The organism is Pseudoalteromonas sp. PA2MD11, from assembly GCF_017808125.1.
Taxonomy (GTDB): Bacteria; Pseudomonadota; Gammaproteobacteria; order Enterobacterales; family Alteromonadaceae; genus Pseudoalteromonas; species Pseudoalteromonas simplex.
The window spans coordinates 39,634-57,892 of sequence record NZ_JADKNF010000006.1; the positions used below are offsets into that span (position 1 = coordinate 39,634).

Consider the following 18,259-nt stretch of genomic DNA (forward strand, 5'->3'; position numbering starts at 1 on the left):
GCGGTTCAATTTCCTTAAAGCTTCTCCTATTTTTTGCGAATTGGAAGGAATACCTTGTCTCACTTCTTGAAACTCCATATCATAGAAATATAGGGATATATTGTAATAGTTTAATATTCAGTAACTTTTTAAGTAAATGAGTTCACTGTTTGAATTTTAATTTAGCAATGAAGTGATGTACCCCATGTTTTCTACCAAGCCACTAAAAAATAAAATAACCAATCTTGAAGACGAATTATTTAGGGTTTCTCAAATAAAGCAAAATCTTGATGAGCTAATGCTTACATTAACGCTTGATGGCAAAGGCTGTGTTATTGATACTAATCCCCAAGTTCAAATTGAACTGGGTTTTAGCGCAAATCAACTTGATGGGATTGCATTACTTGATTTAGTGCCGCAATTGGCGCGAAAAACAGAACACTATCTGAACTTTAAACACGCACTACAAAACAAAAAGCCATGGGCAGGAGCCGTTCAGTTGGTCAATGCTAAAGGTGAAGAGGCTTGGCTAAGAGTGTTCGTTCATCCTGTGGTAAATAAGCAAAACCAATTTCTTCATTTTACATTGCATGCAAATGCATTAACACGCACGATTGAATCGTCACGCGAAAACCAGGATTTAGTAAAAGCAATTCATCGCTCTATGGCCGTAATCGAGTTTGATTTAACGGGTCATGTATTAAAAGCAAATCAGCAATTTTTACTGGGTGTCGGCTATAAAGAACACGAAATTATTGGTAAGCACCATAGTATGTTTTGTTCACCTGAAGAAGCAAGCTCATCAGAGTACGCGGCATTTTGGCAGAAACTACAAAAAGGTGAGTTTGTTTCCTCTCGATTCAAACGTGTTAATAAGTATGGTGATCCCGTGTGGTTAGAAGCCACATATAATCCTGTGTTTAGTGAACAAGGGGAGCTTTATAAGGTTGTTAAGTTTGCAACGGTGATTACTGATCAAGTAAATCGTGAAATAGCTGTGTCTCAAGCAGCTGACATTGCTTATAGTACCTCGACTGAAACTGATCAAATCGCTCATCAAGGGGCTGAAGTACTCAGTAATATGGTTAGTGTTATGGATGAACTTGCAAATAAAATGGAACAAGCAGCAAATGAGATCACAGCACTTGATAAACAGTCTCAGCAAATCGCAAATATAGTTCAAAGTATCAGTAGTATTGCTGATCAGACAAACCTATTAGCGCTTAATGCAGCGATTGAAGCCGCCCGTGCTGGCGAACAAGGAAGGGGCTTTGCTGTTGTTGCTGATGAGGTAAGACAACTCGCTTCACGTACTTCAAAAGCGACTGTTGAAATTGTTGATGTTGTACAGCAAAACAGGGCACTGACTCAAAACACAGTTGAAGTTATAGAACAAGGTAAGAGCAAAGCTGAACAAGGCTACAGCCTAGCAACTGAATCTGGCAAAGTTATGTCAGATATTCAAAATGGCGCACAAAAAGTGGTCGATGCGGTTGGTCAGTTCGCTGACCAACTTAAATAGTGTTACCTGTGCTTATATTGAGTTTTACAATAACCTCTTAAAATATCGGGATGGCGAAGTTTAATATGTTTACTTTGTCTCCCTGATACGCGCTTTCGCCAGAGTTTAAAACTTGAGCTCGTTAATTGCTCACGCATCAGTGCAATAACGTTTTTTTCATTTAAACCAAACTGTTGGTTTATTGCTTCAAACGGGGTTCTGTCTTCCCACGCCATCTCTATGATGCGTGATACTTCATGATCTAAGTGCTGCATTACGGCTCCTTTTTGTAGCTTATACGTATTTGCAGCAGGTTTAGATTATAAAATATCGTGTTGCCAGTGCTCTGCTAAAAAGTCGATGAACGCTCTCACCACATTTTGTTGGAAGTTACGCGATAAATACACCGCCCATAAGTGAGAGCCCATAGTAGTATGCTCTGGCAGTACTTTTACAAGCTCACCCGATGCCAAATAGTCATTGGCGAGATCGCATGGTAGGTGAGCCACCCCGATTCCTTGTTTTGCTGCTTTTAGAAGCACCCCCATATCGTTGGCAACAATGTTGCCCTTCACGGTCACTTTTTGTGTGTTGTCGCCGTGTTGAAATTGCCAAATAGTGTGTTTGTTATGAACAAGGCAATTGTGTGCGGTTAAGTCACTCGGCTCAAAAATCTGTGGGTGCACAGCTAAATAATCGTTAGAGGCACATACGGCGGTTGCGATATACATTAGCTTACGGGCAATAAGACCTTCATCGGGCTGGTGGATGTAACGCAAAGCGATATCAACGCGGTCATCAACCAGCTGCGATAAACTATCTGAAAGTAACAGTTCAAAGCGCGTCTGCGGGTGGCGTTTGGTAAACTCTTCAATGGCATCAAATAGCTTATGTTGGCCAAGCCCAATCGGGGAGGCAACGCGAATGGTACCTACCAATTCGTTGTTATGACTGTGTGCTCGGCTTTGTAAATCAGACACTTGATTTAATATTTGCTGGCAATAGCTAAGGGCTTCTTCGCCTTGAATTGTTAAACTCACTTTGCGTGTTGTGCGATGAAACAATCTTAAATTTAGCCACTTTTCAATATCTTGAATATGCCTAGAAACTTGTAATCGGCTTAAACCTAAATGCTCTGCAGCCTGAGTAAAACTGCCTGTACGGGCAACTTCGACAAAGCTAGTAATTGAAGTGAGTTTATCCATTGGTATCTTAAAATGAAACAATATGTATCTATATAGTGTATTTATCAGTAATTGGTGAACAAGTAAACTGCAATCATTGAAACAAACAACGGAGAATTCCTCATGAAATTAGCAGTTATTGGCGCAACAGGTTGGATTGGCAGCCACATTACTTCAGAAGCAATCGCACGTGGTCATCAAGTTAATGTATTAGTTAGAGACGCAAGTAAAGTAACCCAAGATAACGTCACTGTGACTGAATTTGATTTAACTAAAGACGATATCGCAACTGCAGCTGCAGGTAGTGATGTTGTTATTGCGGCAATTGGTGGTCGTGCTTTAGGGAATCATGAAATTGTTGCAAACACGGCAAAGCAATTACTAAACTCGCTTGCAGGTACTGGTACACGCATTTTATGGGTGGGCGGTGCAGGTAGCTTAGAAGTGGCACCCGGTGTAACTCTGGTATCAAGCCCAGATTTTCCTGCTGAATACAAAGCAGAAGCCATTGCTCAAGGTGAGGCACTTGATGTATTTAGAGCATCAGCAGCAGATACAGCTTGGACTTTTGTATCACCGGCAGCGGTCATTTACCCTGGGGAGTCAGAAGGCCCGTACCGTGTTGGTGGCGACAGCTTCTTTACTGATGCAAATGGCGAAAGCAAAATATCAGTTACTGATTATGCTAAAGCGATGCTTGATGAAGCACAGTCGGCAGCGCATTTAAATCAACGTATTAGTATTGCTTACTAATAGCGAGCCTTTATTCAGGCTCATAAAATGGTATTCTTAAGCGACGTGTTAAGTTACCTGTTTAATTTATGAGTCTGTTATTTTCTATTGCACTTGCAACCATTCCTGCTTTACCTGAACCCGTCGCAAACAATGCTGTCGCCAAAGTTGTTATTGATGAACAAGCTTACTTCCTAAGCTTTATGGGCTTGAGTTCAGGCAAAGCACATACCGATGTTCACAATAAAGTGTGGGTCCTTAAAGTGGGCGATAACGCGTGGCAAGCAGCTAAAGCCGTACCAAGTACATTGCCCCTTACTGGCCGTTTGGCGAGTACCGCAGTAGGTGTGGGTAAGCATGCCTATGTATTTGGTGGATATACCGTTAGCGCCGATCATCAAGAAATCTCTACACCCGATGTATATCGCTATGATGTGCTCTCTAATTCATATACGCAACTTGCCAGTATGCCTGTTCCGGTGGATGACAGTGTGGCACTTAAGTACCAGCAGCGTTATATCTATTTGGTCAGTGGTTGGCATAACGATGGTAATGTTAACTTAGTACAAGTGTATGATACGCAAACAGATACTTGGCAACAGGCTTCGCCGTTTTTAGGTCAACCGGTGTTTGGCCAAGCAGCGGCAATTAGTGGAAACACTCTATTGGTGTGTGATGGCGTTAAAACACAGGCGAATGCTGATAAGCGCCGCTCTTTTGCTGCTGTTGCACAGTGTTTAAAAGGCACGATTGATGCTGATAACCCATTAAAAATAGATTGGCGTACCGTGCCGCACCCTACAGGTGTTGCCCATTACCGTATGGCAGCAACCAGTTTTAATGGCGATATTTATATGATGGGAGGCTCTGATAACCCATATAACTACAATGGCATGGGATACGATGGCAAACCTGCACCAGCGAGTGATCATGTTTGGCGCTTTGATGTTGACAAAAACACCTGGCAGGTGATGCCAAAAGCCGATACCGCGAGTATGGATCATCGAGGTTTATTAGAGCACCAAGGAAGTTTGTATCGTCTGGGTGGTATGGACAATAATCAACAAGTGACAGCCGATGCGCTTGGTTACAAGGTAAAGTTATCTCTATGAATACACTCTATATTACTGGAGCGGGAGTGAGTGCCGCTAGCGGTATACCAACCTTTCGTGGTGAAGATGGTTATTGGACCATTGGTAGCAAAAATTATACGCCGATGGAAATGGCAACCCGTGCTATGTACGAAAACAACCCTCGCGAATTTTTAGCTTGGTATTATCATCGTTTTGCAACCTATCGCCATCACGGCCCTAATGAGGTTCATCATTGGTTGAGTGATAAAAATCTCATTACGCAAAATATCGATGGCCTTGATGGTAAAGCGGGAAACACTGATTTTATTGCTATTCATGGTCGCTTAGATCAAATGACACTGTTTCACCATCAAGGTGACGATGTGATGGCTTTTAACGCACCGTGGGATAAAGTCAACGAAGATAACCTCCACCACTCCTTGCTTGAGGTGTTCAATATTAATAATGAAAGCCCTAAGCTCAACGAATCGTTTAAGCCTTACGTGTTGTTATTTGACGAATACTACACTGAACTTTATCGAATTTCTGAGGCGCAACAGCGCATGCTCGATGCCGATAAAATCGTCTTTATCGGCACCTCGTTTAGCGTCAATATTACGCAAATGGCACTCGATATTGCACGCAGTCAAGGCACGCCAATTGAAGTAGTAGACCCAGATCCTACTCATGTATTTCATCCTAATGTGACATACCACAAGATGACAGCGCTTGAGTATGTTCAGCAGCAAGGATAAAAATAAGGCGCTTATTAAGCGCCTTATTTAATTATTACTTTTCAGCTTTTGTTGCTGTGATGTTTAACCGCGCTTGTAAGGGGTCCGGTAAAAACTCTGCAGTCCCTGACTTACTCATTTGCAGTATAAAAGATTCATCATTTTGATATGCTTGCCAAGTCGGTAAACCTGGGCCATTTGGTGTGCCTAATTTAATAAAGTTCGTCACATAACGGTGCATTATTTTAGCAGCTTGCTTATCTTGCTCAGTGGTAACGTGCCCATATTTAGCAGCCACAGTATTGAAAAAGTATGGGATTTCGCTGGCGTGCTCTGCACCGGGTTTATCTAAAGTTTGCGCCACATAACCAAAACGATATAAAAAGGCATCTTTCCCCATATCTGTCACACGTTTTGCAACGAACCTTGCAGGCTCTTGCATCAAAGCATCTTGCCCAACTTGGTAATTGAGTAAAGGCAATGGCGTTTCGCCGCTTGCATCGTAAGTCATTTTTGCTTGTGTACTGTACGGAGCAAAACTCGCGAATAGCGCATCTTTAGAAGCAAAATTAGCAAAGCCTAAATCCATATCTGTTGTGCCAACCATAGTCGCGACATGGCTAAATGTACCTTTACTCAAGCGCGCTTCTGTCGCAGAATTGATGATAGTGCCATCAATAATTGGCCCGCCAACGTACGTAGGTTCATCATCATTTTGTCGGTTTAATGTGCTCAAATTTAGGTTATCAACCACGTCTTGTGCCGATAACTCACGTAGTGCAGCAAGGGCATTTTCATCACTGCCTAAAATGGTGTGTTGTTTGGCAAAGTTTTCGCCAATTTTTTCGGCGCTTAACACGGTTTCATCATCACTATTAAGTGGCAACTGCTTAAATAGCTCTCGTCCTCCCGCTGACATAATAATCGCTTGCTGGAATAAGCCATTAGCTGCAGGGGTTTGCATCATCGCATGTACCGATGCGCCTCCTGCAGATTCACCCATGAGTGTCACTTTTTCAGCATCACCACCAAATTGAGCTATATTTTGTTTCACCCATTCAAGGGCTGCAATTTGATCCATCAAAGCGTAATTGCCCAGTGCATCGTTCTCAAAACGACTAAGGGCAGGGTGCGCAAAAAAGCCAAATCGGCCTAGGCGATAATTAAAGCTAACAAAAATAACCCCTTGTTTAGCAAAGCTTTCACCCGAGTAAACAGCGGGTGATGCGCCACCATTTACAAAGCCACCACCGTGTATCCATACAACAACGGGATAAGGAGCATCGCTGGGTTTAGTGGGTTTAAACACATTTAAATAAAGGCAATCTTCCGAAGGGGTTGTTGTCAGCGGTGCTGCATCGGTTACAAACGGCTTTTGCATACAGTCAGGCGCGTAATCGTTAAGTGCTTTTACACCTTGCCACTTGGACACAGGTTGCGGTGCTCGCCAGCGTAACTCTCCCACCGGAGCTGCAGCATACGGAATGCCTTTATAGGCAATAAAACGTCCTTCTTTTTGCCCTTGTATAAGCCCGCCAGTGACGGCAATTTGATCTGATTGAGGTTGTTCTTGGCAACCTTGCAAAAATACAGCAGAGCCTAATAGAAAAGATGAGTAAAAAATCGATTTGAGAATACGCGATGTCATAACAAAGCCTAGGCTGTTTGGGTAAGGCTTATAATATTAACATATTCAGATAGTAACAACGAGAAAACCAGCATAGCTACAAGGGGAGGCTATGCTGGTTTTAGTATTTGGCTAATAAAGAGTTTTCCTGTCATTAAATCGTTACAAAAAGGCTCTAAAAATCTGCAGCTCAATAACTCAAGGATCTGTGTAATACTTATTAGTGCAAAAAATTGCTAATGTAAAAGGAGTGTATTCTCATTTTAAGGTACATATGTTAGATAAAGTTTTGCATGATTTTTTAGTCATTTGGGCAACAATAGACCCTATCGGCACAATGGCGTTGTTTGCTGCTTTAACAGCTAAATTGCCTGCCGATAGGAGGCGAAAGACTGCTTTTAAAACGGTGGGTTATGCTGCCATTGTATTAATTGGAGCGATTGTCATAGGGCAGTTGCTGTTAACTGCAATGGGTATTAGTTTGTTGTCGTTCCAAGTTGCTGGTGGCATTATTTTATTTCTGTTCGGTCTACAAATGATTTTTGCTGAGGAGGCCCAGCAAGGTGATGTTGAGTCACAGCACGATATTTCTGTATTCCCTTTAGCAATTCCCGCAACAGCATCGCCGGGTGCAATTTTAGCGGTTATTCTAATTACCGATAACCATATTTATAGCGTTCAGGAACAAGTAATTTCGGCAATAACAATGCTGGTAGTGTTATTGATCACTTTATTATTGCTGTTATTAAGTGAGCGAATTTTGAAAGTTATTGGGGTTGGCGGTGCATCGATACTAACGCGAATTATGGGGTTAATTTTAGCTGCATTATCTGTTGAGTTTGTGATGGAAGCACTAGGAGTCGCTAAATGGGTGGCCAATAATTAAAAAGCCCGCAGTGCGGGCTTTTTAATGGGGTATGCCAATATTATTCAGAAACAGTGAAAGACACGTCTAAGTCTTCACCCGGTGTTACTGTAATAGGTTTTACTTGATAAAGCGTAAATGCTTCGTCTTGCGTTTCTACGTCATCGATGTGCGCTGCGCAGGTATAAGCAAGTTGATAGTCACCTGGTTGAATGAACGCAAGTTCAAATTCGTATTGGTTATCTTCGCTATCGAACACAACATCCGCCGTTGCAAGAGGTGCATCTAATGGTGTTTCATCTTCGTTAACTTCATAGTTGTCCATTGGCATTTCAACATCGCTGCTATATAGGTAAACAGCATGACCGAATGAGCCATCTTCTAGTGCTATATCGATATTATCTGTTTCACAGTTAGCGATAAGTACGTCGCTTACAGTGCCTTCGATATCTTCAGATTCAGCAAGGTTTTCTAAGCGAACACCGCGTGGTTTTAAGAAGATCTCATCATTATTTTGTGGATCAACTAATGACTTTTTAAGGTCAAATTCAATAACAAAGTCGTTACCAGCTTGGTTAAGGGTAAAGCCATCCAGTTGGATTTCACCGACACCATCGTTGCCTTTACGTTTAACAACCAGTGGTGCAATGCTGTCATCTTCGTAAACAACATGCGAAGTCATGGTTAAATCGTTTGTGTCACCATTGATCACATCTGCACGGATCCATTGATATTCGCCAGCAGGCACTTCTTCATCTTCTAATAAAGAAAATACATCATCACCTGTGTAGTCTAATAAGTTAACCATTTCAGGCATGGTTTCATCATCATCTTCACGGGTCTCAAACGTGAATTCTTCACCACCTTGGGTTTTCAATGTGATTGAATCAAACACAACATTTACAGCTTTTAAACCTGTCACTGGTGCATCAGACACACCTAATGTGAACTGTGCAGTTTGCGGCTGAGGATCAACCGAGTCGTTCTTGTCGTTATCTGAGCCACAACCAACAAGTGCAAATAAAACGGCGCTGCTAAGTAATGTAGTTTTAAAGTTCATCATTTCTTCCCTTTGTGTTCTAAAAATTTATTAGCAGTGTAATAACTAAAACTTAATGTAACTTGAATTGCTAATAGTAAGTTTCGATTAACACCTTTGTACCTTTTATGTAACAAGCTGAAAGTCAGAATAAAAAATAACTGCAAATTTAGAATGCTTTTTAGGTAAATCCATTTTCCTTCCACATTTTGCTGACACCATCGCAAAAAATAAATTCGAGGAACAAAAATGAAGGTCATTGACTTGGAAAAGCGCTTTGAGCTTATGAGCTGGGCATTATTAAGTGCAGTTAATATGCTTTTACTAGTGGGGTTTATGAATAGTAAATCAGAGGTAAGTAATTTACTTTTTAGTTTTTTGTTGTGCTCTGTTTCATTACTATTAGCGGTACTTGTATTCAATTCAAAACGCAATTTAACGGTATGCCGCCACGGTGTGCATTACCGCAACTTATTCGGGCAATGTCGCCATATGCATGCAAGACAAGTGCAATTTATTCACCATTACTCGTTTTTTGGTTTGCGATTAGTGCTTGTTATGGGTGAAAAATATATTTGCTTTGCGCCTTTTTATAGCCTTAATGACAAACACCAACAACGCTTAAAGCGCTACGATAACGATTTGTTTGATTGGTTAAAGAACTTACAAAAGACCAATGACTTTTGTTAAGCAGGCACATTTACCTGCTTAACTATGGCGCTAGATATTAGGTTTTATAACGACTTACATTTTGTTCTAACTGAGTTGCTGTGTTTATCAGCTCGTGCATGTACGATGTGGCTACATCGGTATCATTGGCGGTTTTATTCGCAATATCGACAATGGTCGTCATGTTTTGGTTAATCGCTTCAGACACTGATGTTTGCTCTTCAGCAGCTGTGGCTATTTGTGCATTTTGTGACGTGATAGTGTTAACCGAAAGCAATACTTCATTGAGTGCTTTTTCGACTTCGCCCGCTTCATTAACACTGGTTGCACTGCCTGATTTGATTGACTGCATAATGTTATTTACAGTTGTTGTTCCTTGTTGTACTTGCTCAATCATCGCCTCTATTTCATGAGTGCTATCTTGCGTGCGTTTTGCAAGCGTTCGCACTTCATCAGCCACCACCGCAAAGCCACGACCCGCTTCACCAGCTCGGGCTGATTCAATTGCCGCATTTAGTGCTAGTAGGTTTGTTTGCTCGGCAATGTTTCTGATCACATCAAGCACACTACCAATTTGACTCGATTGTTGATTAAGCTGATCGACCGCATTCGCCCCTTCATCAACTTGTCTAGCAAGGCCGTTAATCACCTTTATGGCAATGAGCAACTGGTTGTTAGCCTGTTTGACTAAATGATCGGCATGCTCAGCAGCAGTTGAGGCCTCTTGCGCACTGCGTGCAACTTCCATTGACGCCGCCGACATTTCGTTTATTGCGGTTGCAACTTGTTCACTTTCTTCATGTTGGCGATTAATACCTGCATGCATATTGGCAAGTAGCTCGTTGAGCTTATGTGACGCTTGATTCATCGATTGCGATGATTGGCGAATATCAATAACCATTTTACCAACGTCATCGGCAAAGCGGTTAAACGAACTGCCAAGTTTGCCGAGTTCATCGTCTCGTTTCACCATTAAACGTTGGGTTAAATCGCCATCACCTTGTGATATATCGTTCATTGCTAGTACGGTTGTGTGCAAAGGGCTAGTAATACTGCGCGATACCACCACTGCAATCGCTGCGGTAATTGCGACAGCAAATACAGAAGCGATGATGGTGTTTATAAAGGCATTATCGATACCTTCATTAACGCGTTGTTCTGTCGCTGCGACTTGTTGCTCAAGACCACTGATCCAAAAACCTGTTCCTAGCACCCAATTCCATTTTGCTACTAAAGCGGCATAGCCGAGCTTAGGATTCACACTGCCATTGGTATTTTTCCAAGAATACTGCACATAACCACCGCCGTTCTTTGCAGCATCAATCAGCTCTCGTATCAGATAAACCCCATTAGGATCTTTGAAATCATAAAGGTTTTTACCCTCAAGAGAGGTGTTAACGCCATGGGCAATATTGACACCTTTTACATCATAAACAAACACATAGCCAGTATCGCCAGCATCATCAAAACGCAAATTACGTAAAATGCTTTTTGCTTGGTTTTGTAGTTGCTCAGTATTAGAGCCATCATCTTGTGCGATGAGGTTAGCAATCGAGCTCATGGCAATTTTTTGGTAATTGCTAACTTCAGACTTACGGTCATTTTCCATTTGTGTTGCAAAACTTTCAACGGTTTGTGCACCACTGTGTTTTGATTGCACATAGTTGTAGAGTGTCAGCATAATTGCAATGAGTAGAGGGGGAAGTAGGGCTAGAAAGAGTACCCGTTGCTGTATTGATAGCGCCATTTATCGCTCCTAATAAAAATCCGCAGTACTAGTTTAGTACTTTTCAAAAGTTTTATTAGTCGACTTTATGGTTAGATCGATAGGCTATTGAAGCTGGTTTATGCGACCTGCTTATAAAAATACACTGTTGCATCAAATTCACCAGAGGAACTTTTCGCAAATCCAGGAATAGTGCCAGCTTCAATATAATCGAGTTTACGATACAAATATGAGGCAGTGTCACCTTGGCGGGTATCAAGTAATAGTAATTGAATACCTAAAATACGCGCGTCGGTCTCTAGGCTATTCATCAATTGTTTTGCAATTCCTTGGCCTTGATATTCGCTGTGCACCATGAGCTTTTCTACTTCACCGCGGTGAGCGCCATTAGCTTTGGCGCATAAAGAAAGCTGCACTGAGCCAATCACCGTATCACCATCTAGGGCAAGGTAAAGCCTACGGTAAGGCGTTGCTAAATCTTTATCAACCCCTTGCCAGTAGTCGTGTGCTGACTGTAATGATAAAGGAGCAATAAAGCCAATTGATGCGCCACTGGCCACGCTATCAATCAGCAAATTATTAAGGGATTTCGACACCCCTTTTATAGAATGCACAGCTTTAATTTTCATTATTTATTCTTGTTGAAATGGATACACAGAACCTAAGTTAAGTAAGCTGGTTAGCTCATCAAGTGCCTGATAGCTTTCGGTTAAAAGCATCGGGTCGGCAAAGTCGTCACTACTTAACGAGTCACGATAATGCTTATTCGCCCAACTTACTAATTGAGTATATTTTTCTTCGCTGAATCGTACACCCGGATTGACCGCGGCTAGTTCGTCCGAATTGAGTGCAACACGCAAGCGTAAACAAGCAGGGCCACCGCCATTTTGCATGCTTTGGCGCAAGTCAAAAAAGCGCACTTGCTGAACAGGGTTATCAGCCAAAATCATTTCTTGAATGTAATCGTGAACAGCTTGATTGCGCTGACACTCTTTAGGTGCAACCAGCATCATGCTGTCATCACTTAAGGTAATTAATTGGCTATTAAATAAATAGCTGCTTACAGCATCTGTAATGCTCACTTTATTGGTTGGCACTTCAATAATATGTAGCGGCTTGTTGCCAAGGTAGGCTTGTTTAATCTGTTTTAGCGTATCTGCTTGGTGCAAAAAGGCTTGTTCGTGGCATAAAAGTACATTGCCATTGGCCACAGCGATCACATCGTTATGAAAGACACCTTGATCTATCACATCTGGATTTTGTTGAATAAATAACTGATTTTCTGGCTTTAGCTGATGCAAACGGGCAACTGCTTGCGAAGCCTCAAGAGATTGTCTTGCAGGAAATTTAACAGGTTTTGGTAAGGCGCTATTAAAACTACTTGCCCCATAAACAAAGATCTCAAGCCCTGTATCTGCATGGCTGTCGCATAATCGATTATGATTTGCGGCGCCTTCATCACCAAAAAAGCCTTGTTCAGGTAAATGCGTATGATGGCTAAAGTAACGCTCATCGTTAAACATGGCTTTTAATAATGCTGTAGTTGTAACGGGTTCTAGCGAGCGGTGAAACTTATTATTTAAGTTAGCAGCCGTAAAGTGTACTTTGCCATCAAGAGTATCGGCTGAAGGCGAGATAGTGCCAGCATTGGCTGTCCACATGGCCGATGCACTGTAACAAGCTCGCAGTAAAACTGGGTCGGCTTTAAATGCTTTTTCAATAATCTGGCTATCGGTGCCTGTAAAGCCCAGTCGTTTTAGCACATTAATGTCGGGGCGAGCATGAGGTGCAAAGATACCTTGCTCTAGTCCTAACTCGTGCATCGCCTTCATTTTTTCAAGGCCTTGAAGTACAGCCTCTTTAGGGTTTGAATGTGAAGAGGCATGACTTAGTGAAGCGACATTGCCATACGATAATCCCGCGTAATTGTGAGTAGGCCCCACTAAGCCATCAAAATTAACTTCTACTGCGTGCATACTTTGTCCATCATTTTTGTGCATGTATTTTAACCATACAGAAGTTATTTAGCTGAAGCCAGCTAACTCTAATTCGACATGACGCAAACTTTGTTGAAGGCGTTTCTGAGTGGCAATTAAATACGCTTTTTGTTTGTTCTGTTTAACTTGTTGCTGTCGTGCGGCTTTATACAACACACGCTTAGGAATGTGGTACTGCTCAGACGCTTCGGTGATTGTCAGTTGGTGCACCGAAATTTTTTTTAGCGCTTCAACAAATGCAGGGTCATTATTTAACATAGCGACGCTCCAAATCAGCAACATTATGCGGATCGTTTGCTTCATGTATATGCCATGTGCTGATGTCTAATCGCCAAAGTAGATAAAGAGTGTGAAAGAAGTTAGTCACGTTAGTCTCCTTGTTAGTGCCAGTTCATACTCACTATTGGAAGATCTGTGCCAACCCTTTATTAAATTCAAATTCATTAAAAATCAATAGGTTAATTTGTGGTGGTTTGGGTGTCCCTAAAATCAGGCACTAAAATAGTGAAAGGCAAATGCAGTAATGCACTTTAATGATGCGTGTTTGCATTGCCTATGAAACTGTTGTTGTTGATTTGTGATGTTAACTATATGATGTTTGTTACTGATAATCGTAATTGAAGTTTTACTCCTATATTTAAAGTATGGACAAGGAATTGGTATGAGTAGATGGGATGATGATAAGGTAAAAGTTAAAGATATTTTTGATACTATCAGGAATTTTGGTCTCTGTGGATTAGTCTTTTTCTTAGCTACCAAAAGTTTTTTCTATGTTAGCTCTGTCGAATATTTTAATGTAATTCATAGAGCTACTTCAGCGTGCTTGTATGGTCTTTCGCTATATCTTTTTTATATTAATACTCGGTTGTTCAATAAAATTATAAAAGAAGAGTTTGATGGCGGGAAAGTTAGTGGACTTTTATACATGGTAATTCCAGCTTTGTTTTTCATTTTAGGGATTAACATTTTTTTCCAATCAGCACTATCGTTTCAACTTGACACAAATCAAACTGTAGGTGAGCTATCAATTAAAGAACTCCTCGAGAATATACCTGAAAAATAATTAGCAAATTAGCGCTAAACTCTCAGCGCTAATTTGATTTTAGACTAATATTGACTAGCAACTAGCAACTAGCAACTAGCAACTAGCAACTAGCAACTAGCAACTAGCAACTAGCAACTAGCAACTAGCAACGTTACTCTCGCTAACTTTCCCTTCGCAACTCGCAACTCGCACCTTGCAGCTCGCACCTTGCAACTCGTACCTCGTTACTCAAACCCCTCCAACACAAGCTTTCCGCGAGCTTTGTGAGATTCTAAAATCCCATGGGCTTTAATAAGGTTTGCTACGTTTATCTTACCTAAATGCTCACCCAATGTTGTTTTAATTGTGCCGTTATCAACCAAGGTGGCAAGCTCTGATAGAAGCTGATGCTGGGCAATCATATCATCGGTTTGGAACATTGAGCGGGTATACATAAACTCCCAATGCAACGAAATACTTTTACGCTTTAACTTCAAAATATCAAAGCTTGCAGGGTCGTCGATCAGTGCCAATTTACCTTGTGGCTTGATCACTTCCATAATGCTATCAAGGTGTTGGTCGGTGTGCGTTAAGCTCACTACGTAATCAAATTCATTCAGGTCGGCCGCAAGACGTTGCTCGTTAAGGTTTTTGCTATGATCAAGTACATGATCAACACCTAAACCTTTAAGCCAGTTGGCGCTTTCTTCTCGTGCGGCGGTACCAACAACGGTTAAATTGGTAAGCTGTTTGGCAAGCTGCACTAAAATTGAGCCTACACCACCTGCGGCACCTATTACTAATACAGAGGCTGGCTTATTGTTTTGAGATTTTTCAATCTGTAAGCGGTCAAACAATAGCTCCCATGCCGTAATACTTGTTAAGGGCAGGGCGGCTGCTTCACTATTACTCAGGCTTGTTGGTGCAAGACCGACAATGCGTTCATCAACAAGTTGCAGCTCAGCATTACTGCCTTGGCGCGTTAAGTCGCCAGCATAAAACACACGGTCACCGACATTAAATAACGATACTTTGTCGCCAACAGCTTTAACCGTCCCCACGGCGTCCCAGCCAATAACTTTGTAGCCATTGTCTGGTGAAACGTTAGCGCGAATTTTAGTATCTACAGGGTTTACTGAGATTGCTTCTACCGCTACAAGAATGTCGTGACCTGTCGCAACGGGATCAGCTAATTCAATCGCTTGTAATGATGAGTCAGATAACGTTGGGGTTGCTGTAGTGTATCCAAATGCTTTCATAATGGTGTCCGTATTGATGAGTTTTAAACACTATAGCGTATAGAATTATATTAAAAAGAGGTGTAATCCAAATTCACTTTCAAATAATTTTTGTTAATTAAGGTCACTATTTACTAAATCGAGTAATTCAATTAGTTGCAGTGCTTGTTGTTCGTTAATGCTCGGGAAGCGACAACGAATTTGCGACGGTATCTCAGCGGCTTGATCTTGCATCGCCTTGCCTTTGGCTTCGAGCTGCACGAGTCGTTTGCGTTTATCATGGCTATCCTTAGTGATCGACAACAATGCTTTATCGCTCATTTTTTTCAAAATTTGCGTCATCGCACCGCCATCAATGGCGGTTTTTTCAAGTAATTCAGCAATACTGATCTGATCTTTTTCCCACAGCGCCATCATAACTACGTACTGCGGGTAGGTTAAATCTAATTGATTGAGAGAATCTCGATACGCACGGGCAATCCCATTCGATGCCATATACAAGTGGTGGCATAGCTGGTTATCTAATTTTAGTTGTGGGTATTTCATGCACGATCCTCAAAATTCAATACGAGTATTTTAATTTGCATGCAAAGTATTTGCAATCCCGAAAAAGCTGATCTAATATACTTTGCATGCAAAATATATTTTCACTCAATTAGGAGAGTAATCATGAAAGAACTACAAAGCGTCGCATACACAGCAAAAGCAACAGCAACAGGTGGCCGTGAAGGCACAGCAAAATCAGACGATGGTCGTTTAGATGTGGCACTATCAACTCCTAAAGGGTTAGGTGGTGATGATGGTCAAGGTACAAACCCTGAGCAGTTATTTGCAGCTGGTTACGCGGCTTGTTTTATCGGCGCATTAAAGTTAGTGGCAGGCCAAGCAAAAATTAAATTACCAGCAGATACCCACATTAACTCTGAAGTATCAATTGGTCCTATAGAAGGAGGTTTTGGTATTGCAGTTAAGCTTGCGGTATCGGTAGGTGATCTTGATAAAGAGACCGCTCTTGCATTGGTTAATAAAGCGCACGAAGTATGCCCATACTCAAACGCAACACGCGGTAACATTGCTGTAGAGTTATCAGTGATCTAATCGCTATTTACCAAAATAGGCCGTGCTTTATGCACGGCTTTTTTGTTTTTCAGCAATCGACTTTGCTAAATCGCCTGAACCAGTAAGTGCTGATACTAGACCTTCGCGTGGTTCACTAAATTGTATTGGCTTTATCTTGCTTGCTCGGGCTGCATCGAATACCGGTATTTGGCTCATTGCGTATTCCGACAATGCGGTAATGGTTAATGATGGGTTTACCCCTAAATTTCCGGGTATGATTGAGCCGTCAATAACACGTAGGTTTTGATAGCCGAACACTTCACCTGAGCTATCAACAACGCCGTTAGAGGCATCAGTGCCCATGGCGACTCCACTCATTATATGCGCCGTCATTGGGGCACCAAAGAGCACTTCAGTTAAGGCTGAACCGGGCACGCCACCGAGTTTTTCGGCGTAGAGTTTGGTTGCTTCTTCTGCTTTTGGAAAACTAACGCTAAGCGGCGTGTCATTGTCTTTTTGCACCGCAGTAATGCTGTTTTTAAATAACCGATACCACTTGCGTCGCCATTCAAGGTGAATAAACGCCTCGGATTTTTGCATCACCAAAAATACAATTGAGCTGCGGGCTTTGCCTTTTGGCCGCAATACTTTAGCTGTTTTTATTGGATGGCGCAGTGTATTCACTAAAAACTTAGCAATACGCTTGAGGCCTTTGCCTGTCACCATAGGAACGTAAGGTAAATATAGCCATGTGCCATCAGCGCCTTCTCTAAACCGGCAAATTTCAATGTTGGTGTCTTTGTCGACCGAAATAAATGAGCTGATCGCAACGCCATCATCAACTTTTTTAGTGGTATTGTTCGCGGTGGTGAGGGTTTCTGAGTTAGTGCGAATTTGCTGGCCTAGCCAAGCTGAAATATTGGGCAGTGTTTTGTCTTTATCGCGCATTTTTAAAAGCAAAGGCACGGTGCCCATGACCCCTGCGCTTAGCACGACGCCCCGTGTTGTCAGCGTATAAATATGGCTATTGCGATGGCTGGTATCTTTAATTTTAATTTTGTATCCGGCGCTGCCATCTGCATTAAGCGGGATGATTTTGATTACTTCAGAGCTAGGTCTTATTTCTACACCGTTGCGTTCGGCAAAGTACAGGTAATTTTTCATTAAAGTATTTTTGGCATTATGGCGACAACCAATCATGCAGCTACCACAGTAATGGCAGGTATTTCGCCTCGGACCATCGCCATTAAAGTATGGGTCGGGTAGCTCTTTTTTATAGGCTTCGCCGGGTTTTGCAAAAAGCACCCCGGTGTTCACGGTTTTGAATGAGTCGCCTTGCCCCATCTGATCAGCAATGTCTTTTAGTGTGTGATCGGCAACATTGGTATAGGTATTTTTGGCGCTACCTAACATGCGCTGTGCAAGGCCATAGTAGGGCATGAGGCTGTCTTTCCAGTCTGATTTTATCCGTGTCCAAGCAGGAGATTGAAAGACTTCATCATCAGGAATAAGGTGCACATTGGCATAAATTTGTGAGCCACCGCCAACACCAACGCCATGTAACACTGCGACTTTGCTGGTAAACGAAAATTGAATGCAGCCTTTAAGGCCAATTTCTGGCTGCCACATATAGTTTTTGATATCTAGGTTGGTCTTTGGAAACTCTTTATCTTCGCGGCGAAGACCTTTTTCAAGTACTAAAACCCGGTTACCTTTTTCGCTTAGGCGAAGCGCACTCACAGAGCCACCAAATCCCGAGCCTATAATAATTTGGTCAAAATCAAATGTGTGTTGCTGCATTGTTTTCGCCTA

19 protein-coding genes are annotated in these 18,259 nt (G+C 41.9%); 8 read left to right on the forward strand and 11 right to left on the reverse strand.

Annotated elements, in window-relative coordinates; genetic code table 11:
* Positions 1-184 precede the first annotated feature (184 nt).
* On the forward strand, positions 185-1,501 hold the full coding sequence (locus ISP07_RS08920) for a methyl-accepting chemotaxis protein (protein ID WP_054553640.1): 1,317 nt from the start codon (positions 185-187) through the stop codon (positions 1,499-1,501).
* A 2-nt stretch (positions 1,502-1,503) separates the two neighbouring features.
* On the opposite strand, the gene ISP07_RS08925 is transcribed toward ISP07_RS08920, so the two are convergent.
* Both ISP07_RS08925 and ISP07_RS08930 read right to left on the reverse strand, forming a co-directional pair.
* Positions 1,504-1,755, reverse strand: coding sequence for a TIGR03643 family protein (locus ISP07_RS08925; RefSeq protein WP_054553589.1), 252 nt, complete (start codon positions 1,753-1,755; stop codon positions 1,504-1,506).
* A 45-nt stretch (positions 1,756-1,800) separates the two neighbouring features.
* Positions 1,801-2,685 carry a LysR family transcriptional regulator gene (locus tag ISP07_RS08930; RefSeq protein WP_209327418.1) on the reverse strand — a complete coding sequence of 295 codons (885 nt, stop codon included), beginning with the start codon at positions 2,683-2,685 and terminating at the stop codon, positions 1,801-1,803.
* A gap of 102 nt (positions 2,686-2,787) precedes the next feature.
* Here ISP07_RS08930 and ISP07_RS08935 point away from each other — a divergent pair, with 102 nt between their 5' ends.
* The 3 genes from ISP07_RS08935 to ISP07_RS08945 all read left to right on the forward strand — a co-directional run bounded on the left by ISP07_RS08935 (position 2,788) and on the right by ISP07_RS08945 (position 5,224).
* The gene (locus tag ISP07_RS08935; RefSeq protein WP_209327419.1) at positions 2,788-3,417 is read left to right on the forward strand and encodes an NAD(P)-dependent oxidoreductase; all 630 of its coding nucleotides are present in this window, start codon (positions 2,788-2,790) and stop codon (positions 3,415-3,417) included.
* A gap of 68 nt (positions 3,418-3,485) precedes the next feature.
* The gene (locus ISP07_RS08940; RefSeq protein WP_138617809.1) at positions 3,486-4,508 is read left to right on the forward strand and encodes a Kelch repeat-containing protein; all 1,023 of its coding nucleotides are present in this window, start codon (positions 3,486-3,488) and stop codon (positions 4,506-4,508) included.
* A complete protein-coding gene (locus tag ISP07_RS08945; protein ID WP_138617807.1) occupies positions 4,505-5,224 on the forward strand; it encodes an SIR2 family NAD-dependent protein deacylase in 720 nt (239 codons plus the stop codon). Before ISP07_RS08940 ends, ISP07_RS08945 begins: the two co-directional genes overlap by 4 nt.
* A gap of 34 nt (positions 5,225-5,258) precedes the next feature.
* Here ISP07_RS08945 and ISP07_RS08950 read toward each other — a convergent pair whose 3' ends face one another.
* Positions 5,259-6,851: a carboxylesterase/lipase family protein gene (locus ISP07_RS08950; protein WP_209327420.1), complete on the reverse strand. Its 1,593-nt coding sequence runs from the start codon at positions 6,849-6,851 to the stop codon at positions 5,259-5,261.
* Positions 6,852-7,104: 253 nt separating this feature from the next.
* Between ISP07_RS08950 and ISP07_RS08955 the strand changes: the two genes are divergently transcribed.
* A complete protein-coding gene (locus ISP07_RS08955) occupies positions 7,105-7,716 on the forward strand; it encodes a MarC family protein (protein ID WP_054553595.1) in 612 nt (203 codons plus the stop codon).
* A gap of 40 nt (positions 7,717-7,756) precedes the next feature.
* Here the strand turns inward: ISP07_RS08955 and ISP07_RS08960 are convergent, their stop codons facing one another.
* Entirely contained in the window at positions 7,757-8,755 is a 999-nt protein-coding gene (locus ISP07_RS08960) for a DUF4382 domain-containing protein (protein ID WP_209327421.1), read from the reverse strand.
* A 228-nt stretch (positions 8,756-8,983) separates the two neighbouring features.
* Between ISP07_RS08960 and ISP07_RS08965 the strand changes: the two genes are divergently transcribed.
* Positions 8,984-9,424, forward strand: coding sequence for a hypothetical protein (locus ISP07_RS08965; protein ID WP_054553598.1), 441 nt, complete (start codon positions 8,984-8,986; stop codon positions 9,422-9,424).
* 37 nt (positions 9,425-9,461) lie between these two features.
* On the opposite strand, the gene ISP07_RS08970 is transcribed toward ISP07_RS08965, so the two are convergent.
* From ISP07_RS08970 to ISP07_RS08985, 4 genes are all read right to left on the reverse strand, one after another.
* On the reverse strand, positions 9,462-11,150 hold the full coding sequence (locus ISP07_RS08970; protein WP_209327422.1) for a methyl-accepting chemotaxis protein: 1,689 nt from the start codon (positions 11,148-11,150) through the stop codon (positions 9,462-9,464).
* A gap of 98 nt (positions 11,151-11,248) precedes the next feature.
* Positions 11,249-11,758 (reverse strand): GNAT family N-acetyltransferase, encoded by a 510-nt coding sequence (locus ISP07_RS08975; protein WP_209327423.1) that lies wholly within the window; start codon positions 11,756-11,758, stop codon positions 11,249-11,251.
* Between the two features lie 3 nt (positions 11,759-11,761).
* Positions 11,762-13,105 carry an N-succinylarginine dihydrolase gene (astB, locus tag ISP07_RS08980; RefSeq protein WP_209327424.1) on the reverse strand — a complete coding sequence of 448 codons (1,344 nt, stop codon included), beginning with the start codon at positions 13,103-13,105 and terminating at the stop codon, positions 11,762-11,764.
* Positions 13,106-13,153: 48 nt separating this feature from the next.
* Positions 13,154-13,384, reverse strand: a complete 231-nt coding sequence (locus ISP07_RS08985) for a helix-turn-helix domain-containing protein (RefSeq protein ID WP_138617797.1) — start codon at positions 13,382-13,384, stop codon at positions 13,154-13,156.
* A 403-nt stretch (positions 13,385-13,787) separates the two neighbouring features.
* Here ISP07_RS08985 and ISP07_RS08990 point away from each other — a divergent pair, with 403 nt between their 5' ends.
* Positions 13,788-14,189, forward strand: coding sequence for a hypothetical protein (locus tag ISP07_RS08990; RefSeq protein WP_209327425.1), 402 nt, complete (start codon positions 13,788-13,790; stop codon positions 14,187-14,189).
* A gap of 206 nt (positions 14,190-14,395) precedes the next feature.
* Here the strand turns inward: ISP07_RS08990 and ISP07_RS08995 are convergent, their stop codons facing one another.
* Complete coding sequence (locus tag ISP07_RS08995) at positions 14,396-15,409, reverse strand: zinc-binding alcohol dehydrogenase family protein (protein WP_209327426.1); 1,014 nt, start codon at positions 15,407-15,409, stop codon at positions 14,396-14,398.
* Positions 15,410-15,502: 93 nt separating this feature from the next.
* Positions 15,503-15,934, reverse strand: a complete 432-nt coding sequence (locus tag ISP07_RS09000) for a MarR family winged helix-turn-helix transcriptional regulator (RefSeq protein ID WP_209327427.1) — start codon at positions 15,932-15,934, stop codon at positions 15,503-15,505.
* 123 nt (positions 15,935-16,057) lie between these two features.
* Here ISP07_RS09000 and ISP07_RS09005 point away from each other — a divergent pair, with 123 nt between their 5' ends.
* Positions 16,058-16,486: an organic hydroperoxide resistance protein gene (locus tag ISP07_RS09005; protein WP_194441273.1), complete on the forward strand. Its 429-nt coding sequence runs from the start codon at positions 16,058-16,060 to the stop codon at positions 16,484-16,486.
* A gap of 27 nt (positions 16,487-16,513) precedes the next feature.
* Here ISP07_RS09005 and ISP07_RS09010 read toward each other — a convergent pair whose 3' ends face one another.
* On the reverse strand, positions 16,514-18,247 hold the full coding sequence (locus ISP07_RS09010; protein WP_054553605.1) for a GMC family oxidoreductase: 1,734 nt from the start codon (positions 18,245-18,247) through the stop codon (positions 16,514-16,516).
* Positions 18,248-18,259 lie beyond the last annotated feature (12 nt).

What these genes read in the sequence shown, in the direction of transcription:
- ISP07_RS08920 (WP_054553640.1), top strand. Translation starts at nt 185, where the DNA reads ATGTTTTCTACCAAGCCACTAAAAAATAAAATAACCAATCTTGAAGAC.
- ISP07_RS08925 (WP_054553589.1), bottom strand. Translation starts at nt 1,755, where the DNA reads ATGCAGCACTTAGATCATGAAGTATCACGCATCATAGAGATGGCGTGG.
- ISP07_RS08930 (WP_209327418.1), bottom strand. Translation starts at nt 2,685, where the DNA reads ATGGATAAACTCACTTCAATTACTAGCTTTGTCGAAGTTGCCCGTACA.
- ISP07_RS08935 (WP_209327419.1), top strand. Translation starts at nt 2,788, where the DNA reads ATGAAATTAGCAGTTATTGGCGCAACAGGTTGGATTGGCAGCCACATT.
- ISP07_RS08940 (WP_138617809.1), top strand. Translation starts at nt 3,486, where the DNA reads ATGAGTCTGTTATTTTCTATTGCACTTGCAACCATTCCTGCTTTACCT.
- ISP07_RS08945 (WP_138617807.1), top strand. Translation starts at nt 4,505, where the DNA reads ATGAATACACTCTATATTACTGGAGCGGGAGTGAGTGCCGCTAGCGGT.
- ISP07_RS08950 (WP_209327420.1), bottom strand. Translation starts at nt 6,851, where the DNA reads ATGACATCGCGTATTCTCAAATCGATTTTTTACTCATCTTTTCTATTA.
- ISP07_RS08955 (WP_054553595.1), top strand. Translation starts at nt 7,105, where the DNA reads ATGTTAGATAAAGTTTTGCATGATTTTTTAGTCATTTGGGCAACAATA.
- ISP07_RS08960 (WP_209327421.1), bottom strand. Translation starts at nt 8,755, where the DNA reads ATGAACTTTAAAACTACATTACTTAGCAGCGCCGTTTTATTTGCACTT.
- ISP07_RS08965 (WP_054553598.1), top strand. Translation starts at nt 8,984, where the DNA reads ATGAAGGTCATTGACTTGGAAAAGCGCTTTGAGCTTATGAGCTGGGCA.
- ISP07_RS08970 (WP_209327422.1), bottom strand. Translation starts at nt 11,150, where the DNA reads ATGGCGCTATCAATACAGCAACGGGTACTCTTTCTAGCCCTACTTCCC.
- ISP07_RS08975 (WP_209327423.1), bottom strand. Translation starts at nt 11,758, where the DNA reads ATGAAAATTAAAGCTGTGCATTCTATAAAAGGGGTGTCGAAATCCCTT.
- astB (WP_209327424.1), bottom strand. Translation starts at nt 13,105, where the DNA reads ATGCACGCAGTAGAAGTTAATTTTGATGGCTTAGTGGGGCCTACTCAC.
- ISP07_RS08985 (WP_138617797.1), bottom strand. Translation starts at nt 13,384, where the DNA reads ATGTTAAATAATGACCCTGCATTTGTTGAAGCGCTAAAAAAAATTTCG.
- ISP07_RS08990 (WP_209327425.1), top strand. Translation starts at nt 13,788, where the DNA reads ATGAGTAGATGGGATGATGATAAGGTAAAAGTTAAAGATATTTTTGAT.
- ISP07_RS08995 (WP_209327426.1), bottom strand. Translation starts at nt 15,409, where the DNA reads ATGAAAGCATTTGGATACACTACAGCAACCCCAACGTTATCTGACTCA.
- ISP07_RS09000 (WP_209327427.1), bottom strand. Translation starts at nt 15,934, where the DNA reads ATGAAATACCCACAACTAAAATTAGATAACCAGCTATGCCACCACTTG.
- ISP07_RS09005 (WP_194441273.1), top strand. Translation starts at nt 16,058, where the DNA reads ATGAAAGAACTACAAAGCGTCGCATACACAGCAAAAGCAACAGCAACA.
- ISP07_RS09010 (WP_054553605.1), bottom strand. Translation starts at nt 18,247, where the DNA reads ATGCAGCAACACACATTTGATTTTGACCAAATTATTATAGGCTCGGGA.